The 14,858-nt window shown below is 46.3% G+C and carries 20 protein-coding genes and 2 pseudogenes; 14 read left to right on the plus strand and 8 right to left on the minus strand.

Annotated features, from left to right (window positions below; translation table 11 throughout):
* Positions 1-15 precede the first annotated feature (15 nt).
* The 4 genes from RS881_RS60980 to RS881_RS60985 all read left to right on the plus strand — a co-directional run bounded on the left by RS881_RS60980 (position 16) and on the right by RS881_RS60985 (position 1,626).
* On the plus strand, positions 16-321 hold the full coding sequence (locus tag RS881_RS60980) for a triple tyrosine motif-containing protein (protein WP_350340033.1): 306 nt from the start codon (positions 16-18) through the stop codon (positions 319-321).
* Complete coding sequence (locus tag RS881_RS48760; protein WP_315824856.1) at positions 272-940, plus strand: sensor histidine kinase; 669 nt, start codon at positions 272-274, stop codon at positions 938-940. Before RS881_RS60980 ends, RS881_RS48760 begins: the two co-directional genes overlap by 50 nt.
* Before the next feature lie 62 nt (positions 941-1,002).
* The gene (locus RS881_RS48765) at positions 1,003-1,428 is read left to right on the plus strand and encodes a response regulator (RefSeq protein WP_315817446.1); all 426 of its coding nucleotides are present in this window, start codon (positions 1,003-1,005) and stop codon (positions 1,426-1,428) included.
* A gap of 72 nt (positions 1,429-1,500) precedes the next feature.
* Positions 1,501-1,626 (plus strand): LuxR C-terminal-related transcriptional regulator, encoded by a 126-nt coding sequence (locus RS881_RS60985; RefSeq protein ID WP_350340335.1) that lies wholly within the window; start codon positions 1,501-1,503, stop codon positions 1,624-1,626.
* A 1,007-nt stretch (positions 1,627-2,633) separates the two neighbouring features.
* On the opposite strand, the pseudogene sucB reads toward RS881_RS60985, so the two are convergent.
* The 5 genes and pseudogenes from sucB to RS881_RS48790 all read right to left on the minus strand — a co-directional run.
* Positions 2,634-3,530: pseudogene (gene sucB, locus RS881_RS48770) on the minus strand (dihydrolipoyllysine-residue succinyltransferase); the annotation flags it as partial.
* Positions 3,531-3,535: 5 nt separating this feature from the next.
* The gene (locus RS881_RS48775) at positions 3,536-3,877 is read right to left on the minus strand and encodes a biotin/lipoyl-containing protein (protein WP_315817447.1); all 342 of its coding nucleotides are present in this window, start codon (positions 3,875-3,877) and stop codon (positions 3,536-3,538) included.
* 107 nt (positions 3,878-3,984) lie between these two features.
* On the minus strand, positions 3,985-5,283 hold the full coding sequence (locus tag RS881_RS48780) for an oxoglutarate dehydrogenase E1 component family protein (RefSeq protein ID WP_350340336.1): 1,299 nt from the start codon (positions 5,281-5,283) through the stop codon (positions 3,985-3,987).
* Positions 5,269-6,362, minus strand: a pseudogene (locus tag RS881_RS48785) (thiamine pyrophosphate-dependent enzyme); the annotation flags it as partial. The pseudogene RS881_RS48785 and the gene RS881_RS48780, both read right to left, overlap by 15 nt.
* A 109-nt stretch (positions 6,363-6,471) precedes the next feature.
* On the minus strand, positions 6,472-6,735 hold the full coding sequence (locus RS881_RS48790) for a 2-oxoglutarate dehydrogenase E1 subunit family protein (protein WP_315817450.1): 264 nt from the start codon (positions 6,733-6,735) through the stop codon (positions 6,472-6,474).
* A gap of 271 nt (positions 6,736-7,006) precedes the next feature.
* Between RS881_RS48790 and rpsT the strand changes: the two genes are divergently transcribed.
* The 10 genes from rpsT to RS881_RS48840 all read left to right on the plus strand — a co-directional run bounded on the left by rpsT (position 7,007) and on the right by RS881_RS48840 (position 13,381).
* Positions 7,007-7,270: a 30S ribosomal protein S20 gene (gene rpsT / locus RS881_RS48795; RefSeq protein ID WP_315817451.1), complete on the plus strand. Its 264-nt coding sequence runs from the start codon at positions 7,007-7,009 to the stop codon at positions 7,268-7,270.
* Between the two features lie 429 nt (positions 7,271-7,699).
* Positions 7,700-7,972 (plus strand): hypothetical protein, encoded by a 273-nt coding sequence (locus RS881_RS48800; protein WP_315817452.1) that lies wholly within the window; start codon positions 7,700-7,702, stop codon positions 7,970-7,972.
* Positions 7,957-8,283 carry a hypothetical protein gene (locus tag RS881_RS48805; protein WP_315817453.1) on the plus strand — a complete coding sequence of 109 codons (327 nt, stop codon included), beginning with the start codon at positions 7,957-7,959 and terminating at the stop codon, positions 8,281-8,283. Before RS881_RS48800 ends, RS881_RS48805 begins: the two co-directional genes overlap by 16 nt.
* The gene (locus tag RS881_RS48810; protein WP_315817454.1) at positions 8,220-9,188 is read left to right on the plus strand and encodes a S41 family peptidase; all 969 of its coding nucleotides are present in this window, start codon (positions 8,220-8,222) and stop codon (positions 9,186-9,188) included. Before RS881_RS48805 ends, RS881_RS48810 begins: the two co-directional genes overlap by 64 nt.
* 51 nt (positions 9,189-9,239) lie before the next feature.
* The gene (locus RS881_RS48815) at positions 9,240-10,601 is read left to right on the plus strand and encodes a M14 family metallopeptidase (RefSeq protein ID WP_315817455.1); all 1,362 of its coding nucleotides are present in this window, start codon (positions 9,240-9,242) and stop codon (positions 10,599-10,601) included.
* A gap of 55 nt (positions 10,602-10,656) precedes the next feature.
* Complete coding sequence (locus tag RS881_RS48820) at positions 10,657-10,965, plus strand: hypothetical protein (RefSeq protein ID WP_315817456.1); 309 nt, start codon at positions 10,657-10,659, stop codon at positions 10,963-10,965.
* A gap of 196 nt (positions 10,966-11,161) precedes the next feature.
* Positions 11,162-11,995, plus strand: coding sequence for a toxin-antitoxin system YwqK family antitoxin (locus RS881_RS48825; RefSeq protein ID WP_315817457.1), 834 nt, complete (start codon positions 11,162-11,164; stop codon positions 11,993-11,995).
* Positions 11,996-12,039: 44 nt separating this feature from the next.
* The gene (locus RS881_RS48830) at positions 12,040-12,270 is read left to right on the plus strand and encodes an energy transducer TonB (RefSeq protein ID WP_315817458.1); all 231 of its coding nucleotides are present in this window, start codon (positions 12,040-12,042) and stop codon (positions 12,268-12,270) included.
* 197 nt (positions 12,271-12,467) lie between these two features.
* Complete coding sequence (locus RS881_RS48835; RefSeq protein ID WP_315817459.1) at positions 12,468-13,028, plus strand: toxin-antitoxin system YwqK family antitoxin; 561 nt, start codon at positions 12,468-12,470, stop codon at positions 13,026-13,028.
* A gap of 23 nt (positions 13,029-13,051) precedes the next feature.
* Positions 13,052-13,381 carry a toxin-antitoxin system YwqK family antitoxin gene (locus RS881_RS48840; protein ID WP_315817460.1) on the plus strand — a complete coding sequence of 110 codons (330 nt, stop codon included), beginning with the start codon at positions 13,052-13,054 and terminating at the stop codon, positions 13,379-13,381.
* A gap of 60 nt (positions 13,382-13,441) precedes the next feature.
* On the opposite strand, the gene RS881_RS48845 is transcribed toward RS881_RS48840, so the two are convergent.
* From RS881_RS48845 to RS881_RS48855, 3 genes are all read right to left on the minus strand, one after another.
* Complete coding sequence (locus RS881_RS48845; RefSeq protein WP_315817461.1) at positions 13,442-13,909, minus strand: carboxymuconolactone decarboxylase family protein; 468 nt, start codon at positions 13,907-13,909, stop codon at positions 13,442-13,444.
* A 68-nt stretch (positions 13,910-13,977) separates the two neighbouring features.
* Entirely contained in the window at positions 13,978-14,343 is a 366-nt protein-coding gene (locus RS881_RS48850; protein ID WP_315817462.1) for a sigma-70 family RNA polymerase sigma factor family protein, read from the minus strand.
* Positions 14,340-14,807 (minus strand): sigma-70 family RNA polymerase sigma factor, encoded by a 468-nt coding sequence (locus tag RS881_RS48855; protein ID WP_315817463.1) that lies wholly within the window; start codon positions 14,805-14,807, stop codon positions 14,340-14,342. Before RS881_RS48855 ends, RS881_RS48850 begins: the two co-directional genes overlap by 4 nt.
* Positions 14,808-14,858 lie beyond the last annotated feature (51 nt).

Here is a 14,858-nt window from a genome sequence, read left to right on the forward strand (position 1 = left end):
TGGCATCAAAACTCCTTGTCCTTCAGCTTTGCGGCCCTGGACTTTGTAGCCCCTCGCAAGATCAATTATTACTACCAGCTATACCCGTACGATAAAAACTGGATCGAAGCAGGCAACAGAACCTATGCGGCTTATACCAATATTCCCCGGGCGAATATACCTTTCGTGTTAAAGCCTGGGGCCCGGCCACAGGCAGTAAAATGCCGAAGCCATCCTTTCCATCGCGATTACGCCTCCTTTCTGGAAAACATGGTGGTTCCTGGGTCTGTTGGTGGTTGTCCTGGGCGCCCTACTCTATTCTCTTTACCAATACCGTATTAATCAACTCATCGCTTTACAGAAAGTGCGCAACCGCATTGCTACGGATCTGCACGATGATATAGGTTCCACCTTAACCAATATCAGCATCCTGTCTGAATTAAGCCGGCAAAAGCTCGACCGCCAGGAAGAAGCAGGCATATTCCTCAACCGCATTGCCGAAGAGGTCAACAACTCCAGTCAGGCCCTGGATGATATTGTATGGAGCATCAATACCAACAACGACACCCTGGAGCAAACTGTTGCGCGGATGAGGCGCTATGCGGCAGAGATCTTTGATGGGGCCAATATCCAGTACTCCCTGCAGTTGGATGAACATTTTGCCCAGCGCAAACTGAATATGGAACAACGGCGCGACTGCTTCCTGCTTTTCAAAGAAGTGATCAATAACATTTACAAACATGCGGATGCCCGGCGGGTAAATATCCGTGTTTGGCTCGAAGGCAATCAACTGCACATGACCATTGAAGATGATGGTAAAGGTTTTGACCCCTCACATATTACCCATCGCAATGGGCTCAAGAACATGCAGCAACGCACTGAAAAATGGAAAGGCAAACTGCATATCCAGTCTACTCCCGGAAAAGGAACCCGTACCTCCATCAGCTTCCCGGTAAATTAGCCCCCACTCATCCCCCAAATGAGCGATACCAGTTAGTGGTATCATAAGCGTACCTTTATAGCATGTTAGCCAGGATTGCCATTTTTGAAGATAATGACAGGCTACGCGAATCGTTGGCCTACCTGTTAAAGATGAACGACTACGATGTAGTAGGCGATTATAACCAATGCAATGACGCCGCCAATATTGCCCGTGTATACAAGCCCGATGTAGTGTTGATGGATATTGATATGCCTGGCGAATCTGGTATCCGGGGTGTGCAATTGATCAAGGAAGCCCATCCCAAAACCTCTGTGATCATGTACACTGTATTTGAAGATGATGACAAACTATTCCAATGCCTTTGCGCGGGCGCCAATGGTTACCTGTTAAAAAAACGCCCCCGGCAAAACTCTTCGATGCCATTCAAGAAGTACTGGAAGGAGGTGCACCTATGTCGCCCACCATTGCTAAAAGGTACTGAAGACCTTCCAGGCCCGACCCGATAGCAACAAATACCACCTCTCCCCCGCGAAATTGAAGTACTTCAATGGCTTACCAAAGGGTACAGCATCAAGCTGATAGCTTCCGAAATGAACCTGGCTTTTGATACCATACGCGCCCACCTCAAAAACATTTATCAGAAGCTTCATGTCAACTGCGGCAAAGAAGCCATTGCCAAGGCCCTGAGTGAAAGGATTGTCTGAGCCGCTATGCTTCACTCGATCCTCAGACCCCGACATCCAATTTTCACCTCCAGGCAAAACATAGCTTATTTACGACTCAATACCGTTTGCTTAATCGAACTTACTTTGTCCGGTTCAAAGGTGAGCCGCTCTTCGGCGCTGCGTGCGCCAGACAGCAGAGCGACCCACCTTATATGGGCGGCTTACCTAAACTACAATGAATCGACATTTAGTTGCTTCGGGGCAGGGTGGTCAATTGGAAATGAGGTGCGCAATATGACATTTTATCAGTAATTTAGGGGTGTAAACACATAACCTTTTTCAAATGCCAGCTGGGGTTATCCATCTTAGTTTTTACTTTCTCCGGCACGCTTCCGGCGGCCAATGGACTGGTAAATCACCTTTTCACTTTACTTCAAGTTTACTTCCGGTTTACTTCAAGTTTACGTTTGGCTTACCTAATACTGGACTGATCCCCGGCTAAACCCCGGCTGATCTCCGGCTGATCCTGGGAGAGACCAGGCTGATACTTGCTTAATTCTCCGCCTTCACTCCTGCCAGTATGTCACTTATTTATACGCCCCCTCAAAAGGGGATTGACTTCTATTTACCGGGTCCTGAACTTTGAACAACCGGCGCCTTTTACCCTGTTCGATATGTAAACTAACCCCTAAATAAAACTTTTCCGGCTCCAATACCTGCGGGTAGTAAAGCTTTAGAATGAAGTGCGGTGATACTAATGGCAGGCATTAAAATTTTTAATCCCGCCAGCAAGGCTGGTGTTCTCACCGGCCTTGCTTTTTATTATTCGTAGCAGTTTATTTGAAACGTACAAAGGTCCCCCTAAAAGCCTCGTATACCCATTTATACAACACCAACATGGCCCCGAGAGATCGGTACTCCCTGACCCATTATAAGCCACTCTCCAAAGCAAAAAAGCCCGTCTTTACAACGGGCTTTTTGAAACATATATCTTTATAGCGTTGACGAACCTCGGCTTCAGGTTGGCCCGAAGCTGGTTTCTCCACTTATAATTCCAGCAAAGACTTCACCGGATCTTTACCAAACAACAACAGTTCAGGATTTTCCAGCAATTCCTTCACCCTTACCAGGAAGCTTACTGACTCCCTGCCATCAATGATGCGGTGGTCATAACTTACAGCCAGGTACATCATGGGTTTAATTACTACTTGTCCGTTGATGGCCATGGGGCGCTCCTGTATCTTGTGCATACCCAGGATAGCGCTTTGTGGCAGATTGATGATTGGGGTACTCATCAGCGAGCCAAATACACCACCATTGGTGATGGTGAAGGTACCCCCTTGCAATTCTTCCATGGAAAGTTTATTGTCGCGTGCTTTACCTGCCAGCTCAATTACTTTCTTTTCAATATCGGCCATGCTAAGGCTTTCCACGTTACGAATTACGGGAACAGTAAGACCCCGTGGCGTAGAAACAGCAATAGAAATATCTACATAATCATGGTATACCAGTTGGTCGCCATCAATATAGGCATTCACGGCAGGCCATTCCTGTAAAGCAATGGCGGCAGCTTTGGCAAAAAAGCTCATGAAGCCAAGACCTACACCGTGTGCTTCTTTGAACTTATCCTTGTACTTGGTACGGATCTCCATAATGCGGCTCATATCGGCCTCATTAAAGGTGGTCAGCATCGCCGTTGTATTCTTAGACTCTACCAACCTGCGAGAGATGGTCTTCCGCAACTGGCTCATCTTTTCCCGGCGTTGGTCTCTGTTGAAGAGGGCTCTTCCGCCCGTTACTTTACCCGGATTGGCCAGGGCAGCCAGTACATCATCTTTTACGATCTTACCCTGGTAACCACTGGGCGTTACAGATTTAGGATCTACTTTCTTATCGGCTATAATAGCAGCAGCTACGGGTGTAGCTTTCAGGTCATTGGGAACAGCAGTTACCGGCGCTTGTGAAGCAGGTTTGCTTTCAGCAGCCGGGGTAGCCTTGGGCTCTTCTTTTTGGCAGCCGGTGCGCCATTAGAAGCAGCAGCGCCTTCGGGTTTGGCGGCAGTGTCATCAATAGAAGCCAATACATCTCCAATATTGAGTGTATCGCCTTCCTGAACCGCCCGTTTTAAAATACCGGCCTTTTCAGCATTCACTTCAAAAGTTGCTTTTTCACTTTCCAGCTCAGCAATCACTTCATCCCTTTCTACATAATCTCCATCATTCTTTACCCATTTCAGTAAAGTCACTTCGCTGATTGATTCACCTACTGTCGGAACTTTAATATCGATCATATTAACTTATTTCTTATTTCTGTTTTTGGGGTGACTTTAACCAGTCAGGCGCAGTTTGCTGCTATACAATTAGCAGCCCTCCCGAAAGGGCCCCAAGTTACTTCATTTTAAATGGAAAATGCCGTATCAATGATCTCCGTTTGCTCCAAGGTATGCACCTTCATATAACCGGTGGCTGTGGCAGCACTGGGCTGGCGGCTGATGACACCATAGTTGATTGATTTCAGGTTCATTTGCAGGAAAGCAGCAGCACCCATATTCAGGGGTTCTTCCTGAACCCAAAACCAGGTGGCTTTACTGTATTTGGCATACAAAGCTTCCAGTTGCTTCAGGGGCAGCGGATACAATTGCTCTACCCGGATGATTGCGGTATCTTTTCTGCTTTCTTTCTGCTGCCGGTCGGCCAGGTCAAAATATACTTTACCACTGCAGAACAATACTTTCTTCACCTCATCAGCATTCCCTACAAACGCATCATCGATGACTTCTTTGAAACCACCTTCCATGAATTCCTGTTTGGGCGAATAAGTACCGGGATGACGCAAGTTGGCTTTGGGCGAGAAATTGATCCAGGGCTTCCGGAATGGCCAGGCCAGCTGCCTGCGCAGGGCATGGAAGAAGTTGGCCGAAGTAGTGATATTCGTAGCCACCATATTCAATTCCGCACACATTTGCAAGAACCTTTCCATACGTGCACTGCTGTGCTCGGGGCCTTGCCCTTCATAACCATGCGGCAGTAACATACCCACTCCATTCATCCGGTTCCACTTCTGCTCACCGGCTGCAATGAACTGGTCGATCATTGTTTGCGCGCCATTGCAAAAATCACCAAACTGCGCTTCCCACAATACCAGTGTATTGGGATTAGCCATGGCATAACCATACTCAAATCCCAGTACACCATATTCGCTCAATAAGGAATTGTAGATCCTGAATTTTCCCTTCGCATCCGGTATATTGCTCAAGCGGCTATACGCCTTATCGGTATTTTCATCGCGCAATACAGCATGCCGGTGTGAGAAGGTACCACGGCACACATCCTGTCCACTCATCCGTACATCCTTTCCATCCACCAACAAAGTACCATAAGCCATCAATTCACCGGTAGCCCAATCTACCTTTCCTTCCTCATTGTACAACTTCACTTTATCCTGCAATATCTTTTCTACCTTTTTCAATGGTTTGAAATCCGCAGGCCATACCATCAGTGCGTCAAACACTTTCCTGAAATCACCCTCACTGATCGCTGTAACAGGACTCTGGTCAAAATCTTCCGGATTGGCTTTGCGCAAGCTCTTCCAATCCAATTCAGGTTGCTGGTAGTGATAAGGCAAAGGATTTTGCTTGATCTCATCCAGGCGTTCCTGCAGATCGGCCCAGAACTTCTTCTCCATGTCTTTTGCCATCTCTTTGGCATCCGCCTCACCATTTTCCAGCAGGTAACTCGTATATACTTCCCGTGGGTTGGCATGCTTTTCAATCAAAGCATACAGGTGTGGTTGTGTAAACTTCGGATCATCACCTTCATTGTGTCCATGCCTGCGGTAGCAAACCATGTCAATGAATACATCCGTATTGAACTCCTGGCGGTAACGTGTAGCTATTTCCACGCACTTTACCACTGCCTCTGCATCATCGCCATTCACGTGCATCACGGGCGCCTGATCATGGCGGCCAGCGACGTACAATAGTCCGAGCTACGGGCATCTTCAAAATCTGTTGTAAAACCAATCTGGTTATTGATCACAAAATGGATGGTACCACCTGTATAGTAACCGTCCAGTTCACTCATCTGTGCTACTTCATATACAATGCCTTGTCCGGCCACAGAAGCATCACCATGGATGAGGATCGGTAATAATTTATCGTAATCGCTTTCGTACAGCACATCGGCTTTAGCACGTGCAAAACCTACTACCACAGGATCTACGGCTTCCAGGTGTGAGGGATTGGGCATCAATTTAAGGTGCACTGTTTTATCATTGGGGGTTTGCACTTCACTGCCATAACCCATATGGTATTTCACGTCGCCACTACCCATTGTTTGATCCAACTTGGCGGTACCTTCAAACTCACTGAATATCTGCTCATAGGTTTTACCCATGATATTGGCCAGCACATTCAAACGGCCACGGTGCGCCATACCGATCACCACTTCCTGCACATTAAAATCGGCAGCCGTATTGATGATGGCATCCAGTGCAGCGATGGTTGTTTCGCCGCCTTCGAGCGAGAAGCGTTTTTGACCAATGTATTTGGTGTGTAGGAATTTCTCAAACATGACGCCCTGGTTCAACTTTTCCAGGATGCGTTTTTTCTGTACCACAGGGATCGGCTTGCCAAAATTGCGCTCCATCTCATTCGTCAACCAGTCTACTTTCTTCTGGTCGCTGATGTATTTAAACTCTGTGCCTACATGCTCCGCATAACAAGTTTGCAAGTGCGAAAGTATTTTGCGCAGGGTAGTAGTGCCCAGACCGATCATATTACCCGCATGGAATGTTTTGTCCAGGTCTTCCTCGGTGAAACCGAAAAAGCCAGGTCAAGATTGGCGCCTCTGTCCTTACGTGGACGAATGGGATTTGTTTTGGCAATCAAATGCCCTTTATTGCGATAACCGAGGATGAGCCGGTAAGCTCCCACCTCTTTTTCCAATCAATGCTGCCGCCAACGCCAGCAGGCACTTCGGCCACAGCCGTACCATTGGCGCCGGATTTTACTTCACCAATGGCAAAGTCAAACCCTTCAAAAAATTTCTTAAGCTCCGGGTCCACACTATTGGGGTCTTTCACAAAATCCTGGTAGAGACTCTCAATAAAAGCCGGAGATGAACTGGTGATGTACGAAAAGTCCTTCATGAAGAAGCCGTTGAAATGCTAAAAGAATATAGGTATTTAAAATCGGGGTACAAATATAGCCACGATTCCCTGATTAACAGACGATCAGCCTATTTTATTGCATTTAGATTAACAGCGAAGGGGTGCCGGTTGTTCTGAAGCCGTATCTGCACCATTTCAACCCCTTTTCCTTATTTTTGAACACCTTAGAAGGTTTTTAGAAAATAAACCCCATTTTTTTGATTATTCCTGTCCAGGCTTACCTTTGCCGTCCTAAATTTTTCGAAAGAACATGGCAAATCATAAGGCTACCAAAAAAGATGTGCGTCAGGCTACAAAACGCAGGGACAGAAACAAGTACTACGGTAAAACAACCCGTAATGCGATCCGTGACCTGAAAGCGTTGAAGACAGGTAAAGAAGCTGGTGAACAATTGCCTGAAGTAGCCTCTATGATCGATAAACTCGCTAAAAGAGGTATCATCCACAAGAATAAAGCTGCCAACCTGAAAAGCAAGCTCACTAGAAAAGTGAACGCTCTGGCCGCTGCAAAATAGTTTTTCCGAGACTCTTTAATAAAGCTACTGTAGTCCCCTCATTCGTGACGGGACTATTTTTTATGCCCCTACCTGATTGATTATTAATTAGATGCATTGAATTGGGCTGAAAGGTCAGAATTTCTCTATTTTTTATGAAAATGCGCCTTTACTACCCTTCCGGTACCCTTGGACTACCCTTGTTCTACCTTGGAACCACCCTAGGGGGCTGGTCCTGACCTGTGACTCTTAGCTTCCTTGGCGCCCGTTGTTCCATAAAGAAGAGTCTGACGAGGCCCCAACCATATCGCCGATCCCATTCGTCATAATATTCCTTAAAAGGCATACCTGTGTATATTCCGTATTTTTCCTGGCCTCTTGTGCATTAACAGGTTTTTTAACCAGATTGCGCTCCAGGGAAGCCGCTTTACAGTAAACATCACCAAACCAATGAACAACACCGTCAGAAACCTGATCCTACTGATTACCAGCTCCTTAATGGCAGCAGGGGCTTTTGCTCAAAATGACCCCTGGAACCTGGGTTTTGAGCAATACAACCATCAAAATCAATCTTTTGTTTCCTGGACCAAAACAGCCTTTTCTGATCTCCACTACCAGGTGGAACCAGACAGTAGCACTGTGCACCAGGGTAAATACGCCCTCCGCTTCCAATACAACCCCCAGGGCAAAAACTTTCAGAAGGACAGGTGGTTAACAGCATAGGACTTGATGTACCCTGCAAAACCCTCACGGTATCTTTTTACGCCAAGCTCACAGGCCCCGTAAATCAATGCATTTTTGATTTTATGCCGCCCAGGACCGGGGAGAGAAAACAGTGGAAACCAAAAACATTCAGAATAACGGGCTCAACTGATTGGACCTTGTACACCGGCGAGATCGATCTGTCCAAACTCACCTTCCCCATCGATCACTTCCGTATCTCGGGGTATTACAAAGGCGAAGGAAGCGTATGGCTCGACAATTTTACCATCCTGGCCGATGGGAAACCTCTTCAGGAAACCACCACCTTCTGAAACCCGTCAACGAAAAGATCCAGCCGCTTTCCGGTGACCAGATTACCCGCCTCGCGCTGCTGGGACAAACCTGGGGGTTCCTAAAATATTACCATCCCCTGGTAGCTAAAGGCAATTTCAATTGGGACTGGGAACTGTTGCGTATGGTACCTCTGGCTAAAAATGCAACCGATGATGGCGGTTTCAGCGAAACATTATTGCGCTGGATCGACAGCCTGGGTGTGATCAACCCCTGCAGCAGTTGCAACACCAATATACCGGATGAGGCGCTCACTTATAATATTGACCTGGCCTGGATGAAAGACCAGCATTTCATCAATGACCTGCAGCAAAAATTGCAGTTCCTACTGGCCAACCGCCACAAAGGTCCCGGCCAATACGCCCAATATGAAGGAGCGGGAAACATCGCTGTATTTGGTGAATCGGAATACAAATGGCGCAATGGCATTTACCCCATTGAAGGGTTCCGGCTGTTGACGTTATACCGCTATTGGAACATCATACATTACTTCTCTCCTTATAAAAACATCATCGGCCGCAACTGGAATGAGATCCTCTATGAGTTTATTCCCAAAATGGCAGAAGCAAAGGACTCGCTGTCTTATAATACCTCCCTGGCACAGCTGATCAACAGTGTGAACGATTCTCATGCCAGTAGCTACAATCCCGTCATAGAAAAACAATTTGATGGCTACCTCCCCGTAGTTACATACTTTATCGGTGATGAACTGGTAGTAACCGGTAATTATAATGACACCCTGGCTACCAAAGCGGGTTTACAAAAAGGAGATGTCATTGAAAAAGTAGGAGGCCGTACAGTAAAACAATTGGTGGAAGAACGAAAACCCTGGCCGGCGGCTCCACCGGTTGACCGGCCCATAATTTTACGTGAAAACAAGCCCTGATTAACTTACTTAATCAGGGCTTCCTTATTTTTATGGCACAACCAAATAACAATGAGAAGAATTTTACTGTTCATTTGCGCCTGTACACCCCTCCTTCTTTTTGCTCAAACGATCCCTACCAAATACGAGCAATCCCATTTCCTGGAAACACCTACCTACCAGGAAGCCATCGCCTGGTGGAAAATGATGGATACCCGCTTCCCACAGATCAAAATGCTGACGATGGGGCCCAGCGATGCAGGCTTTCCACTCAACCTGGTCATTGTTAGCGCCGATAAGGATGTGGACATTGCCAGCCTCAAAAAGAAAGACAAACGTTTTATCCTCATCAACAATGGCATCCACCCGGGCGAACCCGATGGTATCGATGCCAGCATGTTGTTGGTGCGCGATATCGTTACCAACAAGAAAACATTACCCGCCAATGTGGTACTAGCCATCATCCCCGTATACAATATCGGGGGTTGCCTCAACCGCAGCGCCAACTACCGCGTTGACCAAAATGGTCCCAAGGAATTTGGTTTCCGTGGCAACTCACAAAACCTCGACCTCAACAGGGATTTCATCAAAGCGGATTCCAAAGAAGCAAGGTCCTTTATGGAGATCTTTCAACTGTGTGATCCGGATGTATTTGTAGACAACCATGTGAGCAACGGAGCCGATTACCAGCATATCATGACTCTCCTCACTTCGCAACACAGCAAACTGGGCGGTATTATGGGCGAGTACATGAACCAACAGTTTGAACCCGGGCTGTACAGCCTGATGAAAGAAAAGGGTTACGACCTGGTTCCTTATGTGAGCTTTGGCGGCGGCACGCCCGATATGGGCCTTACCGCTTACTTTGATGGGCCACGCTACAGCAGCGGCTATGCTACCCTTTGGCATACTTTTGCTTTTGTGCCCGAAACGCATATGCTCAAACCCTATGAACAAAGGGTACAATCTACCTACGCACTCATGGAAAGCTTCATCGCTTTCACGGCCAAAAACAGCAGCACCATCAAACAACTGCGTGCGCAAACCAAACAATCGGTCAAACAACAAACCGAGTTTCCCGTAAGCTGGGTACTCAACAGGAATAAAAATGCTACGGTTACCTTCAAAGGTTATGAAGCCAGTCGCAAACCCAGCGACATATCGGGCCTGCCCAGGCTGTATTACGATCGCACGAAGCCCTATGAAAAAGAACTGAAGTATTACAATTACTTCGACGCAAAGACCACGATCAAAAAACCAGCAGCGTACATGGTACCCCAGGGCTGGTGGACGGTGCTCGATCTCTTAAAGATCAACAAAGTACAAATGACCCCGCTGACAAAAGATACTGTTATTGAAGTTGAAGCCTATCGCATTGAGGATTATAAAACGGCCCCCGCCCTTACGAAATGCACCACCTCAACAGTGATGTGAAACTGAGTGCCAGCCTCCAAAAATAGCCTTCCGCAAAGGCGATTATTATATTCCTATGAATCAGCCCGCCAATCGCTTCCTGATAGAAGTACTGGAACCTCAGGCTGATGATTCTTATTTTGCCTGGAACTATTTCGATGGCATACTGGGGCAAAAAGAAGGCTTCAGCGGCTATGCTTTTGAAGATATTGCTGCACAATACCTGAAAGACAACCCCAGCCTTAAAACCAAACTCGAAGAAAAGAAAGCCACTGATACAACCCTGGCCAAAAGCGCCGGGGCACAGCTGGATTTTATATACAGGAATTCGCCCTGGTACGAACCGGCCCATAATCGGTATCCTGTTTTTAGAGTTGTAAATTGAGCAATCAATGTCGTTTACTTAAGCCAGGCGTAGCGTCAGCTACGGCGCCGCATTAAAAACGCAACATGTTGCTACAAAGCGGGGCCTCTAAAGGGGACCAAACGCCCGTCGAAGGTTGACAGATTAAGTAAACGACATTGATTGACCATTGAGTATTTATATATGCATGTGTTCAATACTTATCGAACTTTGGCCTATGTATAAATTAATTGTACTTGTATTTGCCATGACGATTTCCTGCTTCAGTGGTATCGCGCAGAAAAAACAACGTGATACGGTACGCAAATACCTGGATGAAAGGCTGGCCTTTACCAATAAAGCCAACATGACTTTCCCTGCACTGGCGGTGCGGAATGGCAGCCACTGGCAACTAATGTCCGTTTATGAAGACACGGCCATATTACTGAATGTCTATTTCCTGGATGAGGAGCTCACGATTAAAGATGGCACCTTTGTGCTTTATCATCCCAAAAAACAAAAAGCCATTGAAGGACGATTTATTGAGAATGTGAAACAGGGCATCTGGAAGGTATGGTATGAAAACGGCCAACTGAAGGATTCAGGATGTTACATCAATAATTACCAAACCGGTATCTGGCATAGTTGGAACGATTCAGGACAATTGGTTGCTATTAAACATTACGAGGATTCCATTAAAATCACCGGAACAATCCGTGGTTATATCAATCCAAGGGAAAAACGCGCTCCGCTATTAGCAGGTGATACCAGTGTGGGCATATTAGACGGCCCTTCAATGAGTTTTTACCCCAATGGCCAGGTACGGGACTCGGGGGATTACCGGTTCAACCGCAAAGAAGGTCCCTGGAAATACAAGTATAGCAATGGCAACCTGGAATCGAAAGGCGGCTATATACGCAATATACAATTTGGTGAATGGGAATATTACCGGGAGAATGGTATGCGCAGCACCAAAGAAAAATATGAAAACAATAAAGTAACTGGCCTGGAATGTTTTGATGAACAAGGCAACTCCTCGGGTAAAGCCTGCGCCATCCAAAAATACCCGTAGTCCAGGGCAAGTTCATTGATTTTGATAAATATGCACTTGATAATATGTTCTGGCCCGAATCACTGAAAAGAGCCAATATTGAAGGAACTGTGGAAATAGCGTATACCATATCAAAGGAAGGGAAAATGACGCATATCAAAGTTTTATCTACTCCCCACGAGCTCATGTCGGCTGAAGTGATCCGTTTCTTTAATACCCTTCAATGGTCTCCTGCGGTATCTCACAACCGCCCAATTGACTATACCATGAAATACAGTGTTCCTTTTTTTCGCTGATGCGCCTATCCCATCCGCAGGAAGGAAAGAAAACTCGTATTATCATTTAAACACATTCCTTCTTTTTGTGCCCGCATGGCGCCCAAACCGCCACTGTATCCTGTAACTGAATTAGAAAGGTATTAATTTTTTTCTTGCAAACGTTCATTGAACCGCCAGCTGTACTAACTTTATACTTGTAACAGCTTGTCATTGTTATGAAAAAATACCTACTCATACCTACCGTATGGGCATTACTGTTTGTATACCCTGGCCGGGCACAACAGCATCCATCCGGTATCAACGCGGGCAGTATACCCCTTTCTTCCAAATCGTTGCTCATACCCATCGGATGGCATCCATCAACATCCAACCCACCCCTGCTCATCGATAAAAACACCGGCAAAAACTACCATCACCGGCTTCACTGCCAATGGCGATACGCTTTTTCGGGAGCCTCCAAACGAGGGCGGCTACATGGCACCTGGATGAGCTGGTATCATCCCGGCCAACTTTGCGATTCGGGCAGGCTGGTACGCAACATACCCGATGGTGAGTGGAAAAGCTGGTACAGCAATGGTCAGCCCCGTTCACTTCGGACCTACAACGCTTATATGTTGCACCGAATTAAAGATGAAATTGCGCGTCGCCAAGCCAAAGCCACTTTTTTGCCATTACTGATATTGCAAAAACAGATCTTTCTTACGCCTACCAATTACTCAGCCCCCTGTACTCCTATCTTACCCTGGCCATCAATGCAGCCGATCCCCAAACGGTAGTCCCCCGCTCACTCGAAGATCGCGTGGAACAGAATACCTTGAATGGCTTACAACCTTACCTGCCCCCATTCACTGAATGCCTGCACGATGGTTTATACATCAACTACTATCCCGATGGCCAGGTAAAAGATTCAGGATTCTATAACAATGGTCTCCGTGAAGGAGTATGGGTGGAGTGGATCAATAATGGAGCCATGCGCGCTACCGGCGCTTATCACCGGGGACGCAAACAAGATACCTGGAAATATTTCACTACCTCGGGAAGGCTGCATGGCGTAAAAACATACAATAGGCAGGGGAAGGAAATAGCCCGTAAGAAATTTATCAATAATGAAGAACGCAATAATCAGTAATTAATAATTACGGATTATTGCGTTGATTTTATGAATATATAGGCTTTTAACCGAAGCGACCTAATGTGCCGCTGCTTTCTCTCTCACCTTATAATTACCAGGCACTACACCTGTTGAGCGGACCAACCGGTTCCAGGAATTGATCTGAATAATGGCCAGTGTAATTTTAGCAATCTCCTCTTTGGAAAAAAATTTGTCCAGTTCATCATGAATATGATCACTGTTCTCATTGGCGGGCATATACGTCAATGTTTCTGCGAAGGCCAGTACTGCTCTTTCCTGGGGAGTATAATAAGGCGTTTCCCGCCAGGCCGTTAAAGAGATCAGTCGCAGGGGTGTTTCTCCTGCATGTATGGACTCTTTATAGTGCATATCCAGGCAATACGCACAACTATTTATTTGAGAGACACGCATTTTAATGAGGTGTATGAGGGTAAGATCAATTCCAGATTTACTAATATATGCTTCTCCTTGCGCCAGGACATTATACAACCCTTCGGGCATTGCTGAAAAAGGGATTCTTTCCATATACTTTGTTTTTATGATTTATACATAGAAAACAAAGCAGCAAAGCAAAACGTGACGGTTTCCGGCAATTATTTTTGAAGTTCTTTTAGCTTATCCGGGTTGCGCATAAAATAGAAATTGCCTATATGGTTATCCCTGATGCTGAACACCTGCACGGTAACCAGCACATCATCAACGTAATAAAACAAAGCAGGTTCATGGTTCAACATTACGCTTTCAAGACGTGCGTACTGGTAATGTTTGGTATATATGCCCATCAAAAAACTGCTAACTGCTTTAATACCAACCAATGGTCTGGTAGCTGCCACCGCTTTCCCCCCACCGTCTGATAACAACACGATCTCATCATGTAACATTTGCTCCAGTTGCTGCGTATTGCCCTGCTGAATGGCGGAGAGGAATTTATTGACGTAATCAGTGGAGGTTGGCTTCATCGCAACCGGGGTGCCTTTTGCAGTTGCTCCCTGGCCCGGCTCAATAATTTTCTTGAATTGTCAACACTGATCTCCAATGCCGCTGCAATCTCTTCATGCTCATAATCAAAGGCTTCTTTGAGAATAAAAACAGCTCTTTGCCGTACATTGAGTTTTTCCATCAATACCATGAGTGAGTAGGACAATACCTCTTTTTGCAACAGCCCACCATCTGCATTTTCTGTTGCCACCGGTTCCGGCAACCAAGGCCCCGGATATTCCGCCACCAGCTTTCGCTGCCTTTTCTTGGCATTGATGGACAGGTTAATTACTGTACGGATCAGGTAGTTGCGTTTATCCGCGATCTTACCGCGTTCTACATCCATAAATTTCAGAAAGGCGTCCTGCACAACATCTTTTGCTTCATCCAGTGTGCCGAGAATATTATAAGCGTAGGTAGTTAAAAGTGGGCGATACTCCTCCATACTATTAGCAGATAAGTACGCAAAGATACAGCGAAACGGGAAAGGAGAGAT

The sequence above is a fragment of the Paraflavitalea speifideaquila genome (genome assembly GCF_032395985.1).
Taxonomy (GTDB): Bacteria; Bacteroidota; Bacteroidia; order Chitinophagales; family Chitinophagaceae; genus Paraflavitalea; species Paraflavitalea speifideaquila.

Coding starts and splice junctions, on each gene's coding strand:
- RS881_RS48820 (WP_315817456.1), top strand. CDS start 10,657: ATGAATCAGCCCGCCAATCGCTTCCTGATAGAAGTACTGGAACCTCAG.
- RS881_RS48815 (WP_315817455.1), top strand. CDS start 9,240: ATGAGAAGAATTTTACTGTTCATTTGCGCCTGTACACCCCTCCTTCTT.
- RS881_RS48765 (WP_315817446.1), top strand. CDS start 1,003: ATGTTAGCCAGGATTGCCATTTTTGAAGATAATGACAGGCTACGCGAA.
- RS881_RS48850 (WP_315817462.1), bottom strand. CDS start 14,343: ATGAAGCCAACCTCCACTGATTACGTCAATAAATTCCTCTCCGCCATT.
- RS881_RS48775 (WP_315817447.1), bottom strand. CDS start 3,877: ATGATCGATATTAAAGTTCCGACAGTAGGTGAATCAATCAGCGAAGTG.
- RS881_RS48855 (WP_315817463.1), bottom strand. CDS start 14,807: ATGGAGGAGTATCGCCCACTTTTAACTACCTACGCTTATAATATTCTC.
- RS881_RS48800 (WP_315817452.1), top strand. CDS start 7,700: ATGAACAACACCGTCAGAAACCTGATCCTACTGATTACCAGCTCCTTA.
- RS881_RS48780 (WP_350340336.1), bottom strand. CDS start 5,283: ATGGCAAAAGACATGGAGAAGAAGTTCTGGGCCGATCTGCAGGAACGC.
- RS881_RS48835 (WP_315817459.1), top strand. CDS start 12,468: ATGAAAAAATACCTACTCATACCTACCGTATGGGCATTACTGTTTGTA.
- RS881_RS48810 (WP_315817454.1), top strand. CDS start 8,220: ATGGCTCGACAATTTTACCATCCTGGCCGATGGGAAACCTCTTCAGGA.
- RS881_RS48830 (WP_315817458.1), top strand. CDS start 12,040: ATGTTCTGGCCCGAATCACTGAAAAGAGCCAATATTGAAGGAACTGTG.
- RS881_RS48825 (WP_315817457.1), top strand. CDS start 11,162: ATGTATAAATTAATTGTACTTGTATTTGCCATGACGATTTCCTGCTTC.
- rpsT (WP_315817451.1), top strand. CDS start 7,007: ATGGCAAATCATAAGGCTACCAAAAAAGATGTGCGTCAGGCTACAAAA.
- RS881_RS48790 (WP_315817450.1), bottom strand. CDS start 6,735: ATGAAGGACTTTTCGTACATCACCAGTTCATCTCCGGCTTTTATTGAG.
- RS881_RS48845 (WP_315817461.1), bottom strand. CDS start 13,909: ATGGAAAGAATCCCTTTTTCAGCAATGCCCGAAGGGTTGTATAATGTC.